The organism is Desulfurella sp. (assembly GCF_049977265.1).
Taxonomy (GTDB): domain Bacteria; phylum Campylobacterota_A; class Desulfurellia; order Desulfurellales; family Desulfurellaceae; genus Desulfurella.
On record NZ_JBMFGQ010000011.1, the window covers coordinates 1 to 21,686 of the forward strand.

Here is a 21,686-nt window from a genome sequence, read left to right on the forward strand (position 1 = left end):
TGAAGGGATAAAAACCAAAAAAACTTAAGAAATATTGCTTGGAGGATAGAATTTATCATGGAAGTATAATGTACCCGCAAATCAATACAGAATCTTTGGAATTTTTATCCCTTTAAAAAAATTCTGTTAATGATTTAAAATGTATTTGGTTTTATTTTAAGAATTTAAAGTTTTAAAGGGTGCTTAAATGAGTGTCAAAAGAAAAAGTTACTCAAATGAGTTTAAAACAAAAGTAGTGGTAAAGGTTTTGGAGAACTCTAAAGTATGAAAATGTTTATCTGTTAAACTATTCTACAATAAGCAAGGCAAGAGAAAAATAGCAGAATACATTTGCTTTTACAATTATAAAAGACCACATACAAGCGTAGACTATAAAACACCTATGAGTATCTATATGGCTGGTCTAGAGAAGGTATCGCAAATGGGGAATAAGAAAATTAAAAAAAATTGACTTGACAAAGGGGTACAGGTTAAGATAATGGAGTTGTATAAGAAGAAAGAAGGAAAAATGTAATGGTTTGATGAAGTCGAGAAAAAATCGAATCTTTCAAATCCAATTATCTAAATTTAAAGATAGAAAATTATGCAAAATAAACAAAATAATTATTTGAATACTGCAATTTCATTGCTAAAATACTTTGCCTGTTAGTCCTATGTAATTTTTTTACTTTTATGCCCGCACCCAAGCAAGGCGGATACAGATTAATCAAAATTTTTAAAAACTTAGCTTTCACAAAAGCATTACTCAGAAATTATACCCAAATTTTTTAGCAATTTTTTTTCTGGATGGCCATTGCTGTCATAGCTCCTTAATCTGTAATAATCTTTAAGCATAATTTCAAGCGGTATAGGGTTAGTGCCCACCAAAAATTTATTGGGTAATGTATCATCTTTGTTTGAAACACCAAGCAAACAATTCAAGTAACGCTCAAGGACAATTATACGCTCACCTGCTTTTAAAAATTCTTTTTTTGAAATCTTAATACCAGTTATAGAAACAAAAAGCTTCCAGTAAAGAGAATAATCTATTAGAGATATGGCGATTTTTGGCATATAGCTCATAACTTTTTTGAGTATAAAATGTGGCGTGTATTTTGTTAGAGGCGGTTCAAATAGATAAGCAAATGCGGTAAATAAACATGTTTGCAAAGAGTTTATAGAAGCGAATAAATTTTCAAAAAAAACCACATAAGCGGCTTTACCTTTTGTGCTTTTTGGATCTAGCAAATCAAAGATTATTTCCAATCCCACAGGGAAAGCACTCAAGTGGCAAGCACCACGATTTGCCACTGCATAAGACAAAGCTTGGCCGTATGCTCCGCTTGGATGATAACCTGCTAACTCCAAACCCTTTACATTCATTGCAAAAGCGCTTCCACCGTATTTTTTTGACAATCTCATTGAACCTTGAGCAAGCTCTGCACCAATACCTTCTTGCAGGGCAATTTTTTTTATTATTGATTTAACAGCTTGAGCATCACCAAATTTTATATCATAGGGGAATATTTTCTGGCTGCTTGCCTGCATAGCCCAAGCCAGCGTACCACCTAAAGATATTGTATCCATACCGTACAGATTGCATAATTCATTAATTTCCACCACATCGTTTATATCAAAAATACCCAAGTTGCTGCCAACAAGCGCAAGTGTCTCGTATTCTGGATAGGGAGCAATTTTGTTATTGAATTGTATTTTGTGACCGCACAAAATAGAGCATGGCTTACAGGTTTCGAACGAAAGATTAAAGCCAAAGCGAGTGTTTTTTGCAAATAAACCATCAGCTTTCTTGTTGCTTTGAAATCGAAAATTCATTACAGGCAAAGTATCTTTAGCATTTGTAGAAATAATATTTGAAGATGTGCCAAAACGCCTATAGTAAAACGATGTAAATTCATTATTTTCGATATATTTCAAGCTTTTCTTTTTGACTTTATCAAAAAGCTCTCGATTTTTAGGTATAGCTTTTGAACTAATAGGTTTTGTCACCACAGCTTTAAGCAATTTTGAGCCAAATACAGCGCCAATGCCTCCTCTGCCTAAAAATCTAGTCCCTGAGACCACATTTGCAAACCTTACCAGATTTTCGCCAGCTTGTGCGATAGTCAATATAGAATCACTACCGTATTTCTTTTTCAAAAAATCTTGAGAATATTTGGAATCCCTGCCCCAAATATCTGACGCATCAAGAAAATTCACGCTATTTTCTTCAATGTATAAATAAACAGGTTTTTCTGATTTACCTACAACAACTAAACCACCAAGACCGAGCTTTTTTAAACCAATACCAAAAGGCCCGCCGCAAGAAGAAGAGTTGACAATATTAGTTAGCGGTGAGATTGTAACAGCGCTAAAGCGTGCACTACAGTGAGCATTTGTCAAGCTTACAATACCCGGCATTATAATAATAGGGTTATCGCTTGCTAGAGGATCAGTATCCTTTGGAAAATTATCAAACAAAAGCTTAAGACCTAAACCTTTTGCGCCTAAATACAGCTTTCTGTCTTCTGGGTTTACTTGTTTATAGTAAAATGATTTTTTGCTTAAATTTACATATAAAATTTTGTCTGAGTAGCCATCAATTTCCATTTTTTTACCAAGCTTTCTCTAAAATTTCTAAAACAATTTTCTTATCTGCAAAAAATGGGCTGAATGTTATTGCACCATCGTTTATTGATAGTTCTGCAATTTTACCAAGCTCGGATTTATCTTTGCATACATCTTTTAAATGCAGTGGCAGCTGAGCTTTTTGATTAAGCGTATTAAGTAAATTTCTTATAAAATCCAAATTTGCATTTGTTTTGTCTTTTGTGCTTGCAAAATATTCTGTGTCAGTTAAATAAAGCAGCAATTCGCCCAAATAATTGTTTGAAACGCTTTTGTAATATTCCAGACAAGGCAAAAGCAATATAGACATACTAACGCCGTGCGGCACTTCGCATACAGCACCTACGCTGTGTCCTATGGCATGGACTATGCCAACCATTGAATTTGAAAATGCGGCCCCAGCAAGCATAGAAGCAATGGCAAGGTTTAGCCTTGATACGTTATCTTTGGGATTTTCTATGGCTAACAAAACATTCTTGGATATTAGATTTATGGCAGAAGCTGCAAAACTGTCAGAAACAGGGTTTTTCTGCGTACCAATGTAGGCTTCAATGGCATGGACCAAAGCGTCCATTGCAGTTGCTGCTGTCATTTTTGCAGACAAGCTTATGGTTGAGCGCGGGTCTAGTATTGCTAAATCAGGCAGCATGCCGTAAGACAAAAATGGTAATTTTACATGATTTTGAGTATCTTTTATAACAGCGACCAAGGTAGCTTCAGAGCCTGTCCCAGAAGTGGTAGGTACTACAACAAGCGGCGTTGTAAATTTGGTATTCAAATTGTCTGCGCCAGATAATTCTATCATCTTTTTGTTTGGATACTCCAAAAGTATCCTTACGCCTTTTGCGCTATCTATAACAGAGCCTCCACCTACAGCTATCAAACAATCGCATTTTTCTTTATTGAAAAACTCTGCGATTTCCTCTACAGTTTCCAAAGATGACTCTAACGGCACATCTAAAAACTCACTAAAACAAATACCATTGTGTTCTAAAACATTTTTAACAATACCGCTTACACCTACTTTTTCTATAACATGATCACTAACAATAAGTGGTTTTTTAATGTTTAAAATGTTTAACTCAAAACCCAGATTATCTAAAGCACTAAAGCCCGCTAAAATTTTTGTTGGCAAATAGAACTCAAAATACTCACGCATATAATCCCTTTAAAGCAATATAAATATATAATTTGATTTTTAACAGCAAATTTATCTTTGGTGGTTTTTTCATAATCCTTTTGCAGATTAAATAACCAAACAGGTATTGCTCAACAATCATTGACAATCTTGTAAATATCAAAGCATTGGATATCAAACCAACAACAAACATTCTTTTCTTGGCAAAGGCTTCTTCAAGACCATCCAGCGCAGATAAACACCTAAAAGCTGCGTTTACATTTTTAAAGTAAACTTCAAGGTCAGGTTTCTCGCTAGTCTTGGTCTTATTAAAATGATCTTTATTTTTAATTATACTCACACTTAATTCTGGTTTATTCCAGACACCTAACTTTATAACAAAACCATCTTTTAACTGATTTAATTCTTGTTGAAAACTTTTGTCTCGTTTTGAAAGAAATATTACAGATTTTGCAAAAACGTGCAAAAAAATTTTTACTATTATCTTTTTTAACATGTTTATATTATAAGTTAAATATATATAAATGTCAATTAATTCAAAATTTACAGTTAGTTAGATTAATAAAATTTTTTGAGCATAATGTCCAAAATTGTATCATCGGCATCTTTCATTGCTTGATTAGATAGTCTTCCAAGATTTTCTATGCATTTCTTAGCGCTTTCTGCTAATATTCCGTTGTCAGATGGCACAACAATACCATTTAAAGCCATATTGGAAGCTTCAATAGCGGATATTGACGATAAGTACAATTTATACGCACATCCAATTTTTGCACCGTCACATATCATGCCCGACAAACCTGCTAGAACATTTTTTATTGAATTTTCTATCTTTGTTATGCTTTTTTCTCTTAAATAAGTAAGTCCGGCGCTGCAGCCAACACCCGCAGCTATCCCGCAGCCACATAAACTTGAAAGCACGCCTGTGTAAGCTTTTACATAAGCTGTAAGCAAATGGCTTAAAGCCAAGGCTCTTAATATTTCGTCTCTATCAAATCCTTCCTTTTCACCAATAATCGATATAGGTATAATTGCCAAAAGCCCATGATTGCCAGAGCCCGCGCTGCTTGTTACAGGCAAAGCGTATCCAGACATTCTTGCTTCAGATGCAGAAACTGTCAGGGCAATAGCCAGAGATTCAGCATCAGATGCTTTTGACATAACAAACTTGCCAAATCCAATCCCAACGTTTTCATTTAAACCGCTTTGCGCAATTTTTCTATTCATCTGTATGCCATCGTATAAAAATTCGATTTTTTCAATATCTATGCTGTTTGCAAAATCTACAAGCTCACTGATACTAAAATTCTTTAACTCGCTAATATTTAAGCTTTTACTATTTTGCAAATGAGACTTGATAACTGTTTCATCCTTGCTTTCAAAAACAATATTATCATGTTTTCCCATTATAATAACGGTTGAATTATGAAACCTGCCTTGAGCTTGCGCTTTAATAAAAAGCCCTTCTGCATCTTTTTTCAAAATTAAATCAACAACATTGCCTTTTATTATTTCTCTAGCTTTTTGTATATCGTTGGAGCTCACTTCTTTTAAGGCTTCCAGACCGTACTCAGGTCTACCGCATGCAATAGCAAGCGCTGCCGCAAAAAGCAAACCTTTTTCATTAGTTCCAGGGATAGTCACAAACATGCCATTTTTTAAAATATTTTTATCCACACTAAGTGTCAATTTTAATATATCCTCACCCAATATTTCTTTTGATCTTGAAACCGCAAATGCAACGGCTCCAGGCTCTGTACAGCCCAAAGCTGGCTTTACTGAATCCTTAAGAATTTCTAAAATAATGTCATACTTATTCATTTCAAATCCAAAAAGGTTTTAATATAAAAACCCCCCAAAATATTCATTTGGCTAAGAATAATAAAATAAACCAATAAAGTCAATCTAAGTAAATTATCTAAGTTAAATAAATTTTAGTCATCTAATTAGCTTATTTACAAAAGATTTTTGATGCCTATATTTTTGCCTGGAAATAGAGTTTAATAGCCTGATAATAATCTTTTTGGTGGAGCCAGCGAGAGGATTTGAACCTCCGGCCTACTGATTACGAATCAGTTGCTCTACCCCTGAGCTACGCTGGCGCTTGAAAGCTTTTATAAAGCATAGTGTAAAAATTGTCAATACTTTCTTTTAAAAAGAAGCTTTGGATGTAAAACACTAACCAAAAAGCCAGCAACAATAATTAAGCAAGCGCCTATTATCTGAAACAAGGTAGGTATTTGTTTTAAAAAAATAGCTCCAAGTAAAATCGCAAATAGTGGATCAAGATAAGAAAATATTGATACAGTAATAACATTTAAGTAATTAAAACTATCATACCACAAAAAAAGCGCCAAAGCAGTATGAATAATACCGGTTATTAAAAGTAATCCTAAAATTCGCCCATCAAGTTTAAAATGAATAAAAAATAAAAATGGCACAAGCAAAACAACAGATATTATAATTTGATAGGATGTAAGTTTTATCGCACTATGGTGCATTACAGCCATTTTTGAAAAAAAACCTAAAATTCCAAAACACAAACCACTAAAAAATGCTATTATTAAACCTAAAACTTCATTTAGATGAAAACTTAAACTATTGTTTGCAAAAATCAAACACATACCACCAAGAGCCAGAAATACAGATAAACCAATATTAAATGTAAAATTTTCTTTTAAAAATAATATTGCAAGTAAAATTGTAAATATTGGGCCCAGATAGTACAATACTACAGCATTTGCAATACTTGTTAGACTGATTGCCCAGAAAAACAAAATCCAGTTTAAAGCAAGCGCTATGCCAGATAAAAATAATGGAGCAAAGGGTTTGATTCTAAAAAATTCGTCTTTGCCCAGCTTTTTAATTGAATAAAATAAAACCAAAGGCATAGCAAAAAGCACTCTAAAAAATACAAAAATCGGACTTGGCAAATTACACCAGATTGAAAAAATTGGTATAGAACCCCATATAAATGTTGCAAGCAACATTTCAAAAATGCCTTTTTGGCTCTTTGATTTTATAAACGGACCATTTTTCATTTTCTAAATTTAGCCTAATTTTTTTAAAAATGCAAGTATATGATTAACCAATTAACTCTATCATATCTTTTGGAAGTTTTGAATAAAATTTTAAAAACTTATTTGAATTAGGATGGAAAAATCCCAGGTAAAATGCATGAAGCGCCTGTCTTTGTATAAGTTTAGATGATTTTGAGTAAACACTATCACCAACAAGCGGATGATTTAAATACTGCATATGCACACGTATCTGGTGAGTTCTTCCAGTTTCTAATTCGAAGCGTACAATATCCATATCTTTTAGGCGCATAATTACTTTGTAGTGCGTAACTGCAAGTTTTCCCTGTACAACTGCAAACTGTTTGCGTTTTATGGGGTGGCGACCAATTTGTGTTTTAATTGTTCCAAAACTATCTTTTATGTGACCCTCGCATATGCCTATGTAATAGCGTTTTGATATATGCAGAGCAAATTGATTTGCAAGTTTAAAATGCGTGTTGTTGTCTTTTGCCAAAACTATAACACCACTTGTATCTTTGTCTATGCGGTGAACAACACCAGGTCTTAGTGGAGCACCTATATCTGATAACTTTATTCCTCTAAAAAGTAAAGCACCAACTACACTTTTATGTTCGCTTCCAGCACCAGGGTGCACCACAACACCCGCAGGCTTATCTACCACAACTAAAAAATCATCTTCATATAATATTTTAATATCACAATCTGCAATTTTGAGGTTTGGTTTTTCAAACTCAATTGGCTCAAAAGAGATTTTTTCTTCACCTTTTAGCTTATAATTTTTACTTACAACCTTGCCATTTACACATACTTTGCCTTTTTCAATCCATTTTTGGATCTGATTTCTTGGTATATCCAAAATTTCTGCCAGATATGAATCAATGCGCTTTTGAGTATCTATGTTAATAATTTGTTGCGTTTGTGGCATTTGTTATAGTTTCATTAGTAGAGTTTGTAGCATTTGTAACATTCTGGTTTAAGTATAGCGCTTGAGCCCATGCAGGTAAATTAGAAGGTGGCTGCCAGTCTTCTACGGGTTTTCCAGCTAAAGCATTCTGCATATAATTTAGCCATATAGGCAAAGCCATTGTAGCGCCAACTGCCGTTGGTCCGCACGAGCGGTAATTATCGTATCCCACCCAAACACCCGTTACTAATTGTGGAGTAAAACCAATAAACCAGTTATCCCGCGATTCATTTGTTGTACCGGTTTTACCAGCGGCTGGCCTTCCAAGCGCTTGTGCGCCTACGCCTGTACCTTCTTTTATAACATCTTGCATCATTTTTACAAGCACATAGCCAACATCTTGTGGAAATATATTTTTCAATTCAGGCTTATTTTCATATACCACATTGCCATCTTTATCTGTAACCTTGCTTACAAATATAAGCTTTGGCAGATATCCCATGTTGTCAAAAGCACAAAATGCTCTTGTTAATTGAGCTAAAGTGGTAGAAAATGAACCTAAAGCAATGGTCAAATTGTCTGGTATGTGTTCGCTAATACCCAATTTTCGAGCATTTGCAATAACATTTTCAACACCTACTTTTGAAAGCAAATTAATAGTCGCTACATTCACAGAATGTGCTAAAGCATACTGTAGTGTAACCTGACCATGAAATGTACGAGAATAGTTTTCTGGTCTCCAAATTTTGTTGCCTGTTTTAAACTCTATAGGCTCGTCTGCAATTGTATCTGTCGGCTTCCAGCCTTGCTCCAGCGCAGTTAAGTATACAACGGGCTTAAAAGAACTTCCCGGTTGTCTTTGCGCTTGTATGGCTCTGTTGTATTGGCTAATTTGGTAATCAAATCCACCAACTAATGCTTTTACATAACCATTCCTTGGATCTATAGAAATAAGAGCTGACTCAAGGCCATTGTATCTGCCACCAGATAGCCTTAATATACCGCTTCTTACTGAATTGTAAGCGTCACGTTGCATATTCATATCAATAGTTGTATATACTTTCAGGCCACCTTTATTTACAACATCTTCTCCATATTTATTTAAAAGCCAAAGCCTTACATACTCAATAAAATACGCAGCTTTTGGATCGTAGCCATACTTAACCATATCGTTTTGATGAGCTAAAACAATTTTTGAATTTACGGCATCTAAATATTGTTGCTTTGTGATAAAATGATTTTCAAACATATTATTTAACACATATATAGTGCGTTTTGCGGCCAATTCTGGGTGATAGTAGGGATCATACGCATTTGGAGCTTGCACAAGGCCAGCTAGCATAGCTGATTCTGCAACTGTTAAGTCACTTGCATGTTTATTGAAATAAATCTCGCTTGCGGACTCAATGCCATAAGCACCAGCTCCAAAATACACTGTATTTAAATAAAGCGTTAAAATTTCATTTTTTGTAAGATGATTTGCAATCTTGTAAGCCAGAACTGCTTCTTTTAGTTTTCTATAAATTGTTTTTGACGGTGTTAAATAAAGGTTCTTTACAAGTTGCTGTGTCAGTGTACTACCACCTTGCACAATACGCCCATGTATAATATCTTCAAACAAAGCACGTCCAATTGAGCGAAAACTAATAGGCCCATGTTCGTAAAAACGTGCATCTTCTGCTGCCAGTATTGCTTTTTTCATATTATTGGAGATTTGATCAAAGCCTACTACCTGCCTGCGCTGAGCACCAAAAATAGCTATTTTTTTGCCCGAAGAGTCATAAACGGTAGTAGGTACAGGAAAAAAACTACCACTCGTTAGAGTCTGAAAATCTTTATTCGTATCAATAGATAATGAAACAATAAAAGAAGCAAAGCCTATAAAAAGTAAAAATAAAACCAAAAATACTACCAGTAAAGCCTTTTTCATTTTTTAACCTCTATATCAAAAGACAATAAACCTCTATTTGAATCGACTTTTTTCGTTATATCCTGCATTCCTTTTAAATTATTATTCATTATTTGAATAACCAGCTTTGCAAACAATGGATTTGCAGAGCTACCTTTTGAATTTTTACTCAAGAGCATAGACTTTGTCAAATAGATATCCGCTTGATTTTTGTATCCAAGCAATAAATAGCACAAAGCCATTTTGTAATAATCTTGAGCATCATAATCGTTTAAGTTGGCAAAAATCTTTAGAGCTTTATCTGGTTTATTATTGATTAAGTATAAATCAGACAATAGTCTATTTAGATTTGGATTAAATCTACTTAAAATTTGAATGATATTTTCCATACTACCATTATCCATATTTATATGTAATTTATTATTCAAATAATCTTTTTCAAGTTTTAAATAGGAAAAATCGTTGTTTGATATTGCTTTGAGTAAAACAAAATCTTGTAAATTTATGTTTCCTGGTTCTTTGAGCTTTCCAAGCAAACTATCCGAATATGCATTGCAAACTAATATACTTTTTGGTTTATTGCTGATATGTGACTGTTTTGATAAAAATTGGTTAAGACTATCTTTTGCTTTTTGTATTGAGCCTTCACTAAAACTTATTAAAGCCATATTAAAATATGGCAGTGGAAAATTGGGGTACCTATTGATTAACACGTTAAACATCTGTTTTGCTTTATCAAAATTATAGTTCTTTTCATATAGTAAAGCCAAATCGTAGTATAAAATTGGGTTTGATGGGTTTTTTTCACTGGCTTTTTCGTAGTAAACTAATGATTGAGCTAAATCGTTATTCTTGAAATAAAAATACGCTTTGTTTGCGAGGTCAAGGCTTGCGCTTGTATTAATCGCAGTTAAATAAGATTCTTTTGCTTGATTTAATAGTCCAAAACTTAAGTAGACATCACCAGACAAAACATTCGATGAGAGGTTTATACTGTAATGTATAGGCTCAATCAGTTGAATAATCAGTAAAGACTCTAAGGCATAAGAAATACCATAATCTTTGAAATTTACTTGTTTTAAAAGCTCTTTGTTATTTAATATAGGCACAATATTAAAGTCGTTTATTGCATTGTTTGAATCTAAATTAGATATAAGGTTATATGCAGTCGATATTTGATTGTTTTTTAGGGCAAGCAAATAGGCAAAATAAGTTAACTGTGAATTTTGTTTTTTGTTTAAACTATTTATGGCAAAATTTAATGCACTTTCTAAATTATTGTTCGCAAATTCCAAAAAAGCCATATTTCGCTCAACACCAAAATTAGAATTATTTACTTTTGAGAGGTAATATAAGGCTTTTCCATAATTTTTTTCACTTGCGTAAATATAACCTAACATTTCGTACAACAATTTGTCTCTAAAGCCTTCTTTTAACAATTGATCAATATGTGCTAGTGTAGCTTTAGTATTTCTTTGCGTAATAAAATTATAATAAACCTTCATAATATTTAACTCATGTTTTTTGATGTTAGAGCTCTGCAGGGTTTTAAGTAGACTATCTGCTTCATTAAAATGATTATTTTGCATATAGTAACTAAAAAGATACATATATGAATCAATATATTCATTAGGATCTTTCAATGTTGAGTCTAGGTAAGTTTGAGCTTTTTGTATGTACTCGTAAGCCATTTTCTCTTTATTTTGTATTTGATAAATTTTCGATATATTTAAATAAGCTAAAAACACATAACCTTTAGATTTCTTAAATTCTTTTATTGCGTCTTCTAGATTACCTTTATTTTCTAAATTAAGACCATCAATAAAGTGAAGATCAAGTTTTTCTTTTGTTTTTATAACTTTAACAGGTTTTAACTGAGCAGCCTTTTTTGGTATTTGTGTTTTAAAATGGAAAAAAATAAAAGCTAAAACACTTAAAACTAAAAGGAAAGACGCCAAAACAACAACAAAAAAAAGCTTTTTTTTATTTTTTTTTGGTTGTTGTACTAAGCTTGGCGTCTCGGGTGCTTCACTAGAACTTTCGTCTTGCTCTTGTGATTTTGACTCTTCTTCTATAACTATTATTTTGTCTTTGTCATCAACCATTAAAAGCTATTTTAGCTTAAAAACAAATTCTTTTATAGCCTCTATCCCTTCCTGGATTACCTGCATGCTTGTAGCAAAAGACAATCTTACATAATCATCATCGCCAAATCCAATACCTGGTACAACAGCTACTTTTGCCTCATCTAATAGAAGACTTGCTAGTTCCATGGAATTGTTTATCTTTTTCTCGTTTATACTTTTACCGTAAAGACCACTGATGTTTGGAAATACATAAAATGCACCTTTTGGATTAAAGCATGTAATGCCATTTATAGAATTCAGTGCATTTACTATGTAGTTTCTCCTTTTTTCAAACTCTTTCCTCATAACCTCAATACTGTCTTGTGGACCAGTAAGCGCCTCAAGTGCAGCCATTTGTGCAATAGAAGTAGGGTTTGATGTGCTTTGGCTTTGGAGTTTTATCATATTTTCTGTAAGCTCTTTATCCCCGCAAGAATATCCAATACGCCATCCTGTCATAGAGTATGTTTTGCTAACACCGTTTACCACAATTGTTTTGTCTTTTATTTCTTTTGAAAGACTTGCGATGCTTACAGGCTTGTAGCCATCGTATACAATAGACTCATACATTTCATCTGCTATGACCCAAAAATCATTCTTTAGCGCAAGCTCTGCCAAAAACTCCAAATCCTTCTTTTCAAAAACGCCACCCGTTGGGTTTGAAGGGTTGTTTAGTATAATAGCTTTGGTTTTTGGTGTTATAGCTTGTAAAAGTTGCTCTTGTGTTGGCACAAAACCCGTTTTGTCAGTTGCTTGTATTATAACTGGCACTGCATTTGCGTATTTTACTATTGCTTCATATGTTACCCAATAAGGACTTATTATTATAACTTCGTCACCTTCTTCAAACAATACTTGAGACAAATTAAATAAATTTTGTTTACCGCCTGCTGATACACAAATCTCATTTCTTTTGTATTCCACACCGTTAACTTTCTTTTCTTTTTCAATAATAGCATCTTTTAATTCATTGGTACCGCCAGCTGCGGTGTATTTTGTAAATCCATTTTTAATTGCTTTAATGGCAGCTTCTTTTATATTGTCTGGCGTATCAAAGTCGGGCTCACCTGCACCAAATGACAAGATTTTAATCCCAGAAGCATTCATTTCTTTGGCTTTTGCTGTAATAGCAATTGTAATGGATTCCTCAATCCTTCCAATTCTTTCAGCAAGTTTTTTCTTCATTTTTCCCCCTTAAATTTTTTTTTCATATGTTCAATAACTATTGTCGACACAAATGCACTTACATCTCCACCGTTGACAAAAACATCTTTTACTATAGTAGAGCTCAAAAAAGAATACTTAATATATGGCATAAAGTATATTATCTCAATTTCTGGTGCAAGAGAGCGATTCATAAAGGCCATTTCCATTTCGTATTCAAAATCAGAAACAGCTCTTAATCCTCTAACTATTACCTGTGCACCTTTTGATTTAGCAAAATTTACAAGTAAACCATCAACTTTTTCAACACTTATAGACGCTATATTTAATGATTCAATAACCTGTTTTGTTAATTCAAATCTTTCTTCAAAATCAAAAAAAGATTTTTTAGCAGTGTTTTTTGCAACGCCAACTATTACTTTGTGAAATATTTTTGATGCTCTTTTAATAATATCTATGTGACCATTTGTTATAGGATCAAAACTACCAGGCACAATAGCTACAACACAACACTTATCCATCTTACCTCAAATAATTCAATATACTATTGCCAAATTGTTTTATTTTAAAAACATGCTCATTTTCTACCATTTCGTTACTTTCTACACAAACTATAGCATCTTTTTTTAGCTTTTTCAATAAAAAAACCACTAACTCATCTATTTTCATTGAATAAGGAGCATCTATATAAACAATATCAGCATTTTCAACGACATTTAAGTTCAAAAAATTAAACACATCCATACGATAGATTTCAAACTTATCACTGCTTATATTTAAATTTTGTAGGTTCTTTTTTATAAATGTATCATCTTTATCAACAAAAAAAACTTTCTTTGCGCCTCTTGAAAGTGCTTCTATACCCATAAAACCATTGCCAGCGAATAAATCAATAAATACAGAATTTTCTATTATATAAAAAATTGAGTCAAAGAAAGATTTCTTTACTATTTGTTTCGTCGGCCTTATTTCTTTGTTTTTTTTAAATTCCAGCATTCTGTTTTTGTAAGTTCCGGCTATTACTCTCATAACAAGACCTTAAAATATCATATTTATCTATGTTGTCAATTTTATCTATATAAACAATTTCTCCTGGATGAGCAATCTCTTGTTGTGAAAAATCATTTGCATACATGGTATCAATTGACACTGTTATGTTTTCTTTTGCACTAACAAATTCATATACGCCTTTTGTCAACCTATTTTTTATCAATAATTTTAGTTTACCGTCAACTTTATCTAAAACAGTGGCTAAATAGCTACAAGGATGAATATATGAGCTGCTTTTTAGATATTGTCTTGGTTTACCTAAAAAAAAGCCTAAACTATATGGTCTATGGCTTACCGTTTTTAATTGATTATACAAAAAAGCTAAGTGTTTTTTAAATGTACCATCAAAATAGCTATCAATTGCCTTTCTATAAGTTTTTGTAGCAATAGCCACATAGTAATCGCTTTTGTTTCGCCCTTCAATTTTAAGAGATCTAACACCCGAATCAATAACTCTATTCAAAATAGGCAAAACACACAAATCGTAAGAATTAAATAGAAAGGAGCCCTCTTTGTGTTCTTCTAAAAACAAAGGCGAGTTTTTGCGCGTATCTTCGTATATAGTATATCCCCACCTGCAACTTTGCGCGCAATCACCCCTGTTTGCACTACGTTGTGTTAAATACGCGCTAATAAAGCACCTGCCAGAATAAGCCATACACATAGCACCATGAGCGAAAACCTCAACATCTATTGTTGTGTTTTTTGTAAAAATAGCTAAGTCTTCCAATGTAAGCTCTCTTGCTGCAATAATGCGTTCTACATTAAATTGTCTTAAAAAATTCGCAGCGTATGAGTTTGTAATGTTTGCCTGAGTACTTATATGTATAGGGATTTTTGTCTCTTGCAAAAGACTTAGCACGCCAAGATCGCTTACAATAATCGCATCTGGGGGATTATTTTTTAGGAAAGCCAAAAAATCTCTGAGCTTAGCAAAATCTGTGTCAAATAAATAAGAATTTATTGTTAAGTAAATCTTTTTATGTGCTTTTCTTGTATATTCTATTGCTTCTTTTAGTTCTTTTAAGGTAAAGTTTCCCGCGTGAGAGCGCAAACCAAACTCTTCAAAACTACAATAAACTGCATCAGCACCAAAATGTATGGCAGTTTTTAATTTTTGAAAATTTCCTGCAGGACTTAATAATTCTACCATATTCAGGCAATCCTGAGTAAAATGCTACCAACCAAAATAAGCACAAGACCTATAACTTCAACTGAATTAATTTTTTCTTTAAAAATCGTCAGATCAATAAAAGTAATGGCCACAATGCCAACACCAGACCAGACTGCATACATTACAGCAAGCTTTAAATATTTTGTTGCCACTGTAGCAAAAATAAAACTTATAGCATAAAAAACGAATAAGCAAACAGAGGGTAGCAGTTTTGTTAAGCCGTTTGACAAACGCATAGATGTTGTACCGCCAACTTCAAACAAAATAGCTAATGCTAAATAAAACCAACCCATGTATTAAATTATATCAATTAATGATTAGCTTATCAAGCATTTGATTAAAACAAGAGAAAGACTTGCTAGTTGCAAGCCTGAATTTGTTATTTTTTTAATACGTCTTTATTCCAAACTTCACTCATTTGCTGCAAATATCTTATAACCACTTCCATTTCTTCAATATTATTGTTTAAATTGGCTTTAAGCGTTTGCAAAAGTAAAAAATCATAAATAGACTCAAGAAATTTACCCGCTTCTGGATAATTTTTTACATCAAGCACATTCCTTAAAGCTAGTAAAATTGCATTTAATCGTTCCACCGCATACACCTTATCAAGAATACTTTTATTTTCAATTGCTTCTTTGGTTTTTACAGCAAAGCTTAATGCTCCATCGTACATTATGGCAATAATATTTAACCTGTCGTCCGTAGTGTTTGCAAGTGTGTTTTTATAGGCTTTGTATGCACTATTTGCTATCATTTTACCTCCTTATTAAAAATTATTCCTATTGATTGCGTTAGATTAGCTTCTAACTTTATTAGCTCTTCTGGCGGAATTTGTCTTATCACTTGACCTGTTTTACTATCTACCACCTTCACAACTAAAGCTTTTGCGTCTTCAGAATAGCTAAATTTAACGCTATCGTTGAGCGTACCAATAGAGTCGTTGAGCTTTTTGACAAGGTTTTTTACATCTTGTTTGCTAATGTTAGCATTATTTAAAGCATTTGTGTTAGTTTGTAATCCCTGATTGGCAGGTGAGGATTTATTCGCTAAAGAATCTAAACTACTAACACTTTCTTGAGTTGTGGCTATATTTGCCCTGGATTGGCTCACATCTTGTGCAACAGCTAAGTTTACTTTGCCTAAACTATTTACATCCATTTTTTCCTCCCTTTAATTGATTAGCCACTGCTGGAACTTTTACCATTTAAGCTGTTGAACATAGTTGTCAGGTATTGGCTTTGAAATTGCATTTGATTCATTACTGTATTAAGTTGTGAAAATTGAACTACCAGATTGTTTTGGTAGTTTTGCAAATTTTGCTTCATTGAGCTAATTTGAGATTGAAGCGAATTAATCTGATTTTGAATTAAGTTTTGAGCTGTTGTGAGTGAACCACCTTTTACTGAAGTAGCATTATTGATAGCTTTATTAATCAAGTCCATAATACCATTATTTGATGGATTGCTTAAAACATTTTTTACTGCATTAAAATCTTGAGAGGCAGCTTGCTGAAAAGTCGAAGCATTAAACTGCAAATTGCCATTGCGATCAAATGATAGGCCTAAGCTCATTGCAGAATTGATATTTTGATTAGTACTTGAATTAAAATTTCCTAAAAATGAATTTAGCAAATTTGTCATAACCGATTGAATAGCGTTTGAACCAAAAAATGCCCCCGATACATTAGTCGAACTGTTGTATGAATTATTTTGGTTAACATATTTTAATAAATTATTGTAATTTGTAACAAACGTTTGTATATCTTGAGTTAGTTGGTTAGTATCATAATTTAGACTTATAGTAGTATTGCCTATGCCTTTTAGCTGTATATCCAAACCCTGTATAAAATTTTTTAAATCATTTGAAGAAGAATTAATGCTTATACCATCAAGCGTAGCTTGTGCATCTTGAGAAGCCTGGTTTGGTGTAGACCCAAATAACGCAAGCGTGTTATTAGTATTTATGGTTAAGTTATTTGACGTACCAGTTGGTGTATTTAAAACAAGGTTATAAGTGGAGCCATTGTATACAATGCTTGCATTCAATCCAGAATTAGTAGCATTTATTGCGCTAACTAAGCCCTGTAGTGTGGTAGATGTGTTAACATTTACAGAATAGCCTTGGTTACCAACAGAAAAGCTAAATACGCCATTTGCTGTCGCAACCTGATTGTTTTGGCTTGAAAAACCATTTGTAGAAACCCATGTCTGACCTTGAGCCAACTGAGTTACATTTAGAGTGTGATTACCTGAAGCGGAAGTTTGTATAGTGTTAACTGTTGCTACAGAAGTATTACTTAAATTAGCGGTTTGTTGAGTAAGATCTTTAATTACAGTATTTGCACTTGTTTGTAATTGTGTTAGCTGACTTGAAAAATTTGAAAATGTTTGAAGATAGGCTTGCTGCTGTGTTTGCTGAGCCTGGAGATTTACAATTGGCTGGCTTTGAGCAGTAACCAGTTGTTGAAGCATACTTTGAAGGTTAAGGTTGCTAGTATTTCCCAAACCCAATATATAATTAGAGCCTACCTGCATACTCATATTACACCTCACTTTTTATATCGGATGATTTTTATAAAAGTTTATTAGTTTTTTTATTTTTTAAATTATAAACGTAAGAGAGAATTTTAGCTATAGTTTCGTATAATTCTACTGGAATTTCTTTGTCAATTTGTGCTTTTTTATACAAGCTTTGTGCAATAGGAGGATTTTCAACAATCACCACATCGTTTTTTAATGCAATTTCCTTTATTCTTTGAGCAACCTCATTTAAACCTTTCGCAACAACCTTAGGTGCATTCATTTTTGATTGATCGTATTTTAGGGCTACTGCTATGTGCGTGGGGTTTGTTATAACCACATCCGCTGTCTTTACATTTTCCATCATGCGTCTTCTTGCTAGCTCCATTTGCATTTTTCTGATTTTTGCTTTTATTTTGGGATCACCTTCCATTTGCTTAAATTCTTCTTTTACCTCTTCTTTGCTCATCATTATTGATCGTTCAAAAATAAACTTTTGGTAAATATAATCTAAAATAGCCAAAAAAATGATAAAAAGCACTAAATAAAAAGCAATTAAAAACATATTTTTTGCAAGCACTACCATAAATACATTTATCGGTTGATCAGTCAAATCTAGCCAACTTTTATATTTTGTTTTAATAAAAAAATACAATATTGAGAATATAATAATTATTTTGAGTATAGATTTTGCAAGCTCACCAAAGGCCCTTAGCGAAAAAAGATTTTTTATGCCGTTAATTGGGTTTAATTTTTCCAAATCAAAGCTAAGTTTTTCAAAACTAAGCATTATGCCTGTTTGAACGACATTTACAAGCAATGCAATAATAATTAACAAAATAAAAAATACACCTGCATACATAAAAAAAATTTTTATTATATCTTTGTATAAGCTACCCACATTGTTCAAATCAACATTGCGTGGCAAGCTCAAAAAGTAGTTAAATGAATAACTGGTAGTATCTACAAAATTACCGGCATTAAAGTAAAAAAAGATTAATGCAATAAACAATAATGCCGCGGTATTTAATTCGATTGATTTTGCAACCTGACCTTTTTTACGCGCTTCCTCACGACGCTTGGGCGTGGCTTTTTCAGTTTTTTCACCTGGCATTACTTTAACCTAAATACTTGATTGTAGTAAGAAGGTAACTGATAATAGTATTTTATCATTACATTTGCTGCAAAATTAAATGTCATACCAAGTAAAAACAAACCAATTGTTATTGTTATGGGAAAAGAAGCAATTAGCACATTCATTTGTGGCATTGTGCGAGAAATTACACCAAAAACTATATTTGTTATAATCAAAGCAAATACCACAGGCGCAAGAATCTGAACAGAAACAGAAAACATAACAAGTATTAATTGCACAATAAATTCAACTAGGCTTTTATTTACAACAAATGTGCCAATTGGTATAAGCTGAAAACTTTCAACTAAAGAGCGTATAACAAAATAATGGCCATCAATTGCCAGAAAAACCAGTATGGCAAACAAGCTTTCAAATTCTGTAATAATAGAAATTTGAGTGTTTGTCTGAGGACTCAGCACATTTGCAATACTAAAGCCCATCATAAAAGAAACCAAACCAGCAGCAATTTCTATACCAGCCCATACAAATTGTATGCAAAAGGCTAAACTGGCACCAAGTAAAATTTCTCTAATAATTATCACGATAAGTTCAACTGTATTTGTAATATTTACATGTACATAATCTTTAACAAGTGGATACAATACAAAGGCCATAACAACACTAAACAATATTTTAACAATTGCAGGAATTGATTTATAGCTAAAAATTGGCGCTAAAAGCAATATAGACGCCACCCTCACGAAAATTAAAAAAAAGATTTCTAAATCAGCAAAAGGTAGATTAAGCAATGCCAGACTTTGGCTCATCTTATGTAGTTAGGTATATTCTGGTATAGCTCAATCGTGTAATTTGTCAAAAGCTTTGCCATCCATGGAGCTAAAAATAGCAAAGTCAAAGCAACAGCTATAATCTTTGGTATAAATGTAAGTGTCATCTCTTGAATTTGAGTAATTGCTTGAAAAATGCTCACAAGAAGACCAGTTACCAGACTAACAATCAGTATTGGCATAGAAAGCATCAAGGCTATCTGCATAGCGCTTCTACCAATACTAACTACAGTTGCAACATCCATCATATCCCCCTAATGAAAACTCTTAACAAGTGACAAAACAACTAAGTTCCACCCATCTGCCAAAACAAATAACAGTAGTTTAAATGGCAAAGATATCATAATAGGAGGCAGCATCATCATACCCATACTCATAAGAACGCTTGAAACCACAATATCTATAATTACAAACGGTATGTATAGCAAAAAACCTATTTCAAAAGCTGTTTTTAATTCACTTATAATAAACGCCGGCACAAGTATATTCAAACCAAGCTGCTGCTCACTTTGAGGATTAGGTTGTTTGGCAATTCTTAAAAAAAGCGCTATATCTTTTTGACGCGTTTGCTTCAACATGAAGGATTTTATGGGCGTTTGAGCTGCATCATAGGCTTGCTCTAGACTTAATTTACCTTCATTAAAAGGCTTATATGCATTATTGTAAACAGCGCTAATTGTAGGCGACATGATAAAAATTGTCAAAAAAAGCGCAATACCAAGCAAAATTTGATTTGGTGGCTCTTGCTGTAAGCCCATAGCTTGCCTTAAAATCGAAAGCACAATAATAATGCGCGTAAATGAAGTGAGCATGATTAAAAAAGAAGGAGCAATGGCTAAAGCTGTAAGCAAAATAAGCAATTTTACCGCATTTGAGATGTTTTGCGGCGTTGTAGCACCATTTAGGCTGATACTCAAAGAAGGTGTTGTTGCGCTTTGTGCTCCAAAAGCGCTTAAGCACAAGCCAACTAAAACAAAAAATGCTACCAGACTAAGTATTTTCTTCATTTTTAACCAATTGAGATATTAAATTTATTTCGTTTCCAACACCAAGCAAAAACTGCTTTTCATCAACTTCAATGATAACAAGGCTATGCTTGTTATCAATGTAGGTTCTATCCAAAATCTTGATGCGACCGCCTCTTTTGGTATTTATTTGAAGTTTTTTTAACGCCCAAACGCTTGCAAAAAGCAATGCTACAACTATTATAACGCTACCAAGCGCTTTTAGTGAGTAGCCAAGGTAATCTATAGAGTCTGCATAAGCTAGACTTGGACATAATATAAGAAAAACAAATAAAAAAAATGCACTAAAAATCTCACTCAATATTGTATTCCATGATTTCTTCTGGTGTTAATATTTGAGAGAGTCTTATGCTAAATTTTTCGTCAACAATTATTACTTCACCTCTTGCAAAAATTTGATTTTCAATAAATACATCAATATATTCACCAGAGAGTCTATCTAGTTTTATAACGCTGCCTTCATTCCAATGCAAAATATCCTTTAACTTTACTTTGGCTCGTCCCAACTCATAGTACGTGTTAACAGGTACATTGTAAAAGGGTAATAACTCTTCTTCTTTCATTGTATAATAAAATCAGTAAAATAAATGTCTTTTACTGCATCTTCACCTAAAGCACTATTTATAGCCTTCATTAGCTGTTTTTTAAGCTCTTCTTTGCCAGATAGAGTCAACAAAGTATCCGACGTTTTTGTAGAAATTACTGTAATTATAGCATTTTTAATCGCTGCATCCTCTAAAGTCTCACCTGAGGATTCACCGCTTTTGGGTTTTTCTTTTCCATTCATTACCAAAGCAAGTGAAATTTTCAAGTATTTATCACCAGATTGGTCTGCTAAATTGACAATTATCGAAGGTAAGTTCTTAATGTGCACATTCTTGTCGTTTAAAACAGACTCAGAGCTAATGCTTTGAATCTGAGTATTTTTTGGACCATTAGAAGAACTTTTTTTTAAAAAGAAAAATGCGCCAGCGCCGAGCGCAACTAATACAATTACTATTACTATAATCAAAATAAGCAATATAGGCTTTTTTTTCTTTTTTTGACTTTCTTTTCCTGCTTCTTCTGCCATACTATACTAATTTTATCAAAAAGTTTTGTTTTGT

23 protein-coding genes and 1 tRNA gene are annotated in these 21,686 nt (G+C 32.9%); all 24 read right to left on the reverse strand.

Features of this window, described 5'->3' with window-relative positions; translation table 11 throughout:
• Positions 1-741: 741 nt before the first annotated feature.
• The 24 genes from ACP5FO_RS03440 to ACP5FO_RS03555 all read right to left on the reverse strand — a co-directional run bounded on the left by ACP5FO_RS03440 (position 742) and on the right by ACP5FO_RS03555 (position 21,652).
• Positions 742-2,586: an aldehyde ferredoxin oxidoreductase family protein gene (locus ACP5FO_RS03440; RefSeq protein ID WP_428110782.1), complete on the reverse strand. Its 1,845-nt coding sequence runs from the start codon at positions 2,584-2,586 to the stop codon at positions 742-744.
• 4 nt (positions 2,587-2,590) lie between these two features.
• Positions 2,591-3,763, reverse strand: coding sequence for an iron-containing alcohol dehydrogenase (locus ACP5FO_RS03445; protein ID WP_428110781.1), 1,173 nt, complete (start codon positions 3,761-3,763; stop codon positions 2,591-2,593).
• Positions 3,756-4,238: a hypothetical protein gene (locus tag ACP5FO_RS03450; protein ID WP_428157033.1), complete on the reverse strand. Its 483-nt coding sequence runs from the start codon at positions 4,236-4,238 to the stop codon at positions 3,756-3,758. The genes ACP5FO_RS03445 and ACP5FO_RS03450 overlap by 8 nt, the downstream gene beginning before the upstream one ends.
• A 62-nt stretch (positions 4,239-4,300) precedes the next feature.
• Positions 4,301-5,563 carry a serine dehydratase subunit alpha family protein gene (locus tag ACP5FO_RS03455; RefSeq protein WP_428112994.1) on the reverse strand — a complete coding sequence of 421 codons (1,263 nt, stop codon included), beginning with the start codon at positions 5,561-5,563 and terminating at the stop codon, positions 4,301-4,303.
• A 206-nt stretch (positions 5,564-5,769) separates the two neighbouring features.
• A tRNA-Thr gene (locus ACP5FO_RS03460) sits at positions 5,770-5,844 on the reverse strand.
• 36 nt (positions 5,845-5,880) lie between these two features.
• Positions 5,881-6,783 carry a DMT family transporter gene (locus tag ACP5FO_RS03465; RefSeq protein WP_428157034.1) on the reverse strand — a complete coding sequence of 301 codons (903 nt, stop codon included), beginning with the start codon at positions 6,781-6,783 and terminating at the stop codon, positions 5,881-5,883.
• Between the two features lie 43 nt (positions 6,784-6,826).
• Entirely contained in the window at positions 6,827-7,708 is an 882-nt protein-coding gene (locus tag ACP5FO_RS03470; protein ID WP_428157035.1) for an RluA family pseudouridine synthase, read from the reverse strand.
• Complete coding sequence (locus tag ACP5FO_RS03475) at positions 7,683-9,617, reverse strand: penicillin-binding protein 1A (RefSeq protein ID WP_428108498.1); 1,935 nt, start codon at positions 9,615-9,617, stop codon at positions 7,683-7,685. The genes ACP5FO_RS03470 and ACP5FO_RS03475 overlap by 26 nt, the downstream gene beginning before the upstream one ends.
• Positions 9,614-11,701 carry a tetratricopeptide repeat protein gene (locus ACP5FO_RS03480; RefSeq protein ID WP_428108495.1) on the reverse strand — a complete coding sequence of 696 codons (2,088 nt, stop codon included), beginning with the start codon at positions 11,699-11,701 and terminating at the stop codon, positions 9,614-9,616. Before ACP5FO_RS03480 ends, ACP5FO_RS03475 begins: the two co-directional genes overlap by 4 nt.
• Before the next feature lie 6 nt (positions 11,702-11,707).
• A complete protein-coding gene (locus ACP5FO_RS03485) occupies positions 11,708-12,907 on the reverse strand; it encodes a pyridoxal phosphate-dependent aminotransferase (protein WP_428157036.1) in 1,200 nt (399 codons plus the stop codon).
• Positions 12,904-13,407, reverse strand: a complete 504-nt coding sequence (gene coaD, locus ACP5FO_RS03490) for a pantetheine-phosphate adenylyltransferase (RefSeq protein ID WP_428108487.1) — start codon at positions 13,405-13,407, stop codon at positions 12,904-12,906. Before coaD ends, ACP5FO_RS03485 begins: the two co-directional genes overlap by 4 nt.
• A 1-nt stretch (position 13,408) precedes the next feature.
• Positions 13,409-13,882, reverse strand: coding sequence for an RsmD family RNA methyltransferase (locus ACP5FO_RS03495; protein ID WP_428157037.1), 474 nt, complete (start codon positions 13,880-13,882; stop codon positions 13,409-13,411).
• Positions 13,869-15,089, reverse strand: a complete 1,221-nt coding sequence (locus tag ACP5FO_RS03500) for a peptidase U32 family protein (protein WP_428108480.1) — start codon at positions 15,087-15,089, stop codon at positions 13,869-13,871. Before ACP5FO_RS03500 ends, ACP5FO_RS03495 begins: the two co-directional genes overlap by 14 nt.
• A 2-nt stretch (positions 15,090-15,091) precedes the next feature.
• Positions 15,092-15,403 carry a DMT family transporter gene (locus tag ACP5FO_RS03505; RefSeq protein WP_428108475.1) on the reverse strand — a complete coding sequence of 104 codons (312 nt, stop codon included), beginning with the start codon at positions 15,401-15,403 and terminating at the stop codon, positions 15,092-15,094.
• An 86-nt stretch (positions 15,404-15,489) separates the two neighbouring features.
• Positions 15,490-15,867, reverse strand: a complete 378-nt coding sequence (gene fliS / locus ACP5FO_RS03510) for a flagellar export chaperone FliS (RefSeq protein ID WP_428108469.1) — start codon at positions 15,865-15,867, stop codon at positions 15,490-15,492.
• Positions 15,864-16,271, reverse strand: coding sequence for a flagellar protein FlaG (locus ACP5FO_RS03515; protein WP_428108466.1), 408 nt, complete (start codon positions 16,269-16,271; stop codon positions 15,864-15,866). The genes fliS and ACP5FO_RS03515 overlap by 4 nt, the downstream gene beginning before the upstream one ends.
• A gap of 20 nt (positions 16,272-16,291) precedes the next feature.
• Positions 16,292-17,653, reverse strand: a complete 1,362-nt coding sequence (fliD, locus tag ACP5FO_RS03520) for a flagellar filament capping protein FliD (protein ID WP_428108458.1) — start codon at positions 17,651-17,653, stop codon at positions 16,292-16,294.
• Positions 17,654-17,684: 31 nt separating this feature from the next.
• Positions 17,685-18,746, reverse strand: a complete 1,062-nt coding sequence (gene flhB, locus ACP5FO_RS03525) for a flagellar biosynthesis protein FlhB (RefSeq protein WP_428157038.1) — start codon at positions 18,744-18,746, stop codon at positions 17,685-17,687.
• Entirely contained in the window at positions 18,746-19,534 is a 789-nt protein-coding gene (gene fliR, locus ACP5FO_RS03530; protein WP_428108450.1) for a flagellar biosynthetic protein FliR, read from the reverse strand. The genes flhB and fliR overlap by 1 nt, the downstream gene beginning before the upstream one ends.
• Positions 19,531-19,800 (reverse strand): flagellar biosynthesis protein FliQ, encoded by a 270-nt coding sequence (gene fliQ / locus ACP5FO_RS03535; RefSeq protein ID WP_428108444.1) that lies wholly within the window; start codon positions 19,798-19,800, stop codon positions 19,531-19,533. Before fliQ ends, fliR begins: the two co-directional genes overlap by 4 nt.
• 9 nt (positions 19,801-19,809) lie before the next feature.
• Entirely contained in the window at positions 19,810-20,562 is a 753-nt protein-coding gene (gene fliP, locus ACP5FO_RS03540) for a flagellar type III secretion system pore protein FliP (RefSeq protein WP_428108437.1), read from the reverse strand.
• Positions 20,546-20,881, reverse strand: coding sequence for a flagellar biosynthetic protein FliO (gene fliO / locus ACP5FO_RS03545; RefSeq protein WP_428157039.1), 336 nt, complete (start codon positions 20,879-20,881; stop codon positions 20,546-20,548). The genes fliP and fliO overlap by 17 nt, the downstream gene beginning before the upstream one ends.
• Positions 20,874-21,143, reverse strand: a complete 270-nt coding sequence (locus tag ACP5FO_RS03550) for a FliM/FliN family flagellar motor switch protein (protein WP_428108424.1) — start codon at positions 21,141-21,143, stop codon at positions 20,874-20,876. The genes fliO and ACP5FO_RS03550 overlap by 8 nt, the downstream gene beginning before the upstream one ends.
• A complete protein-coding gene (locus tag ACP5FO_RS03555) occupies positions 21,140-21,652 on the reverse strand; it encodes a flagellar basal body-associated FliL family protein (protein WP_428157040.1) in 513 nt (170 codons plus the stop codon). The genes ACP5FO_RS03550 and ACP5FO_RS03555 overlap by 4 nt, the downstream gene beginning before the upstream one ends.
• Between the last annotated feature and the right edge of the window lie 34 nt (positions 21,653-21,686).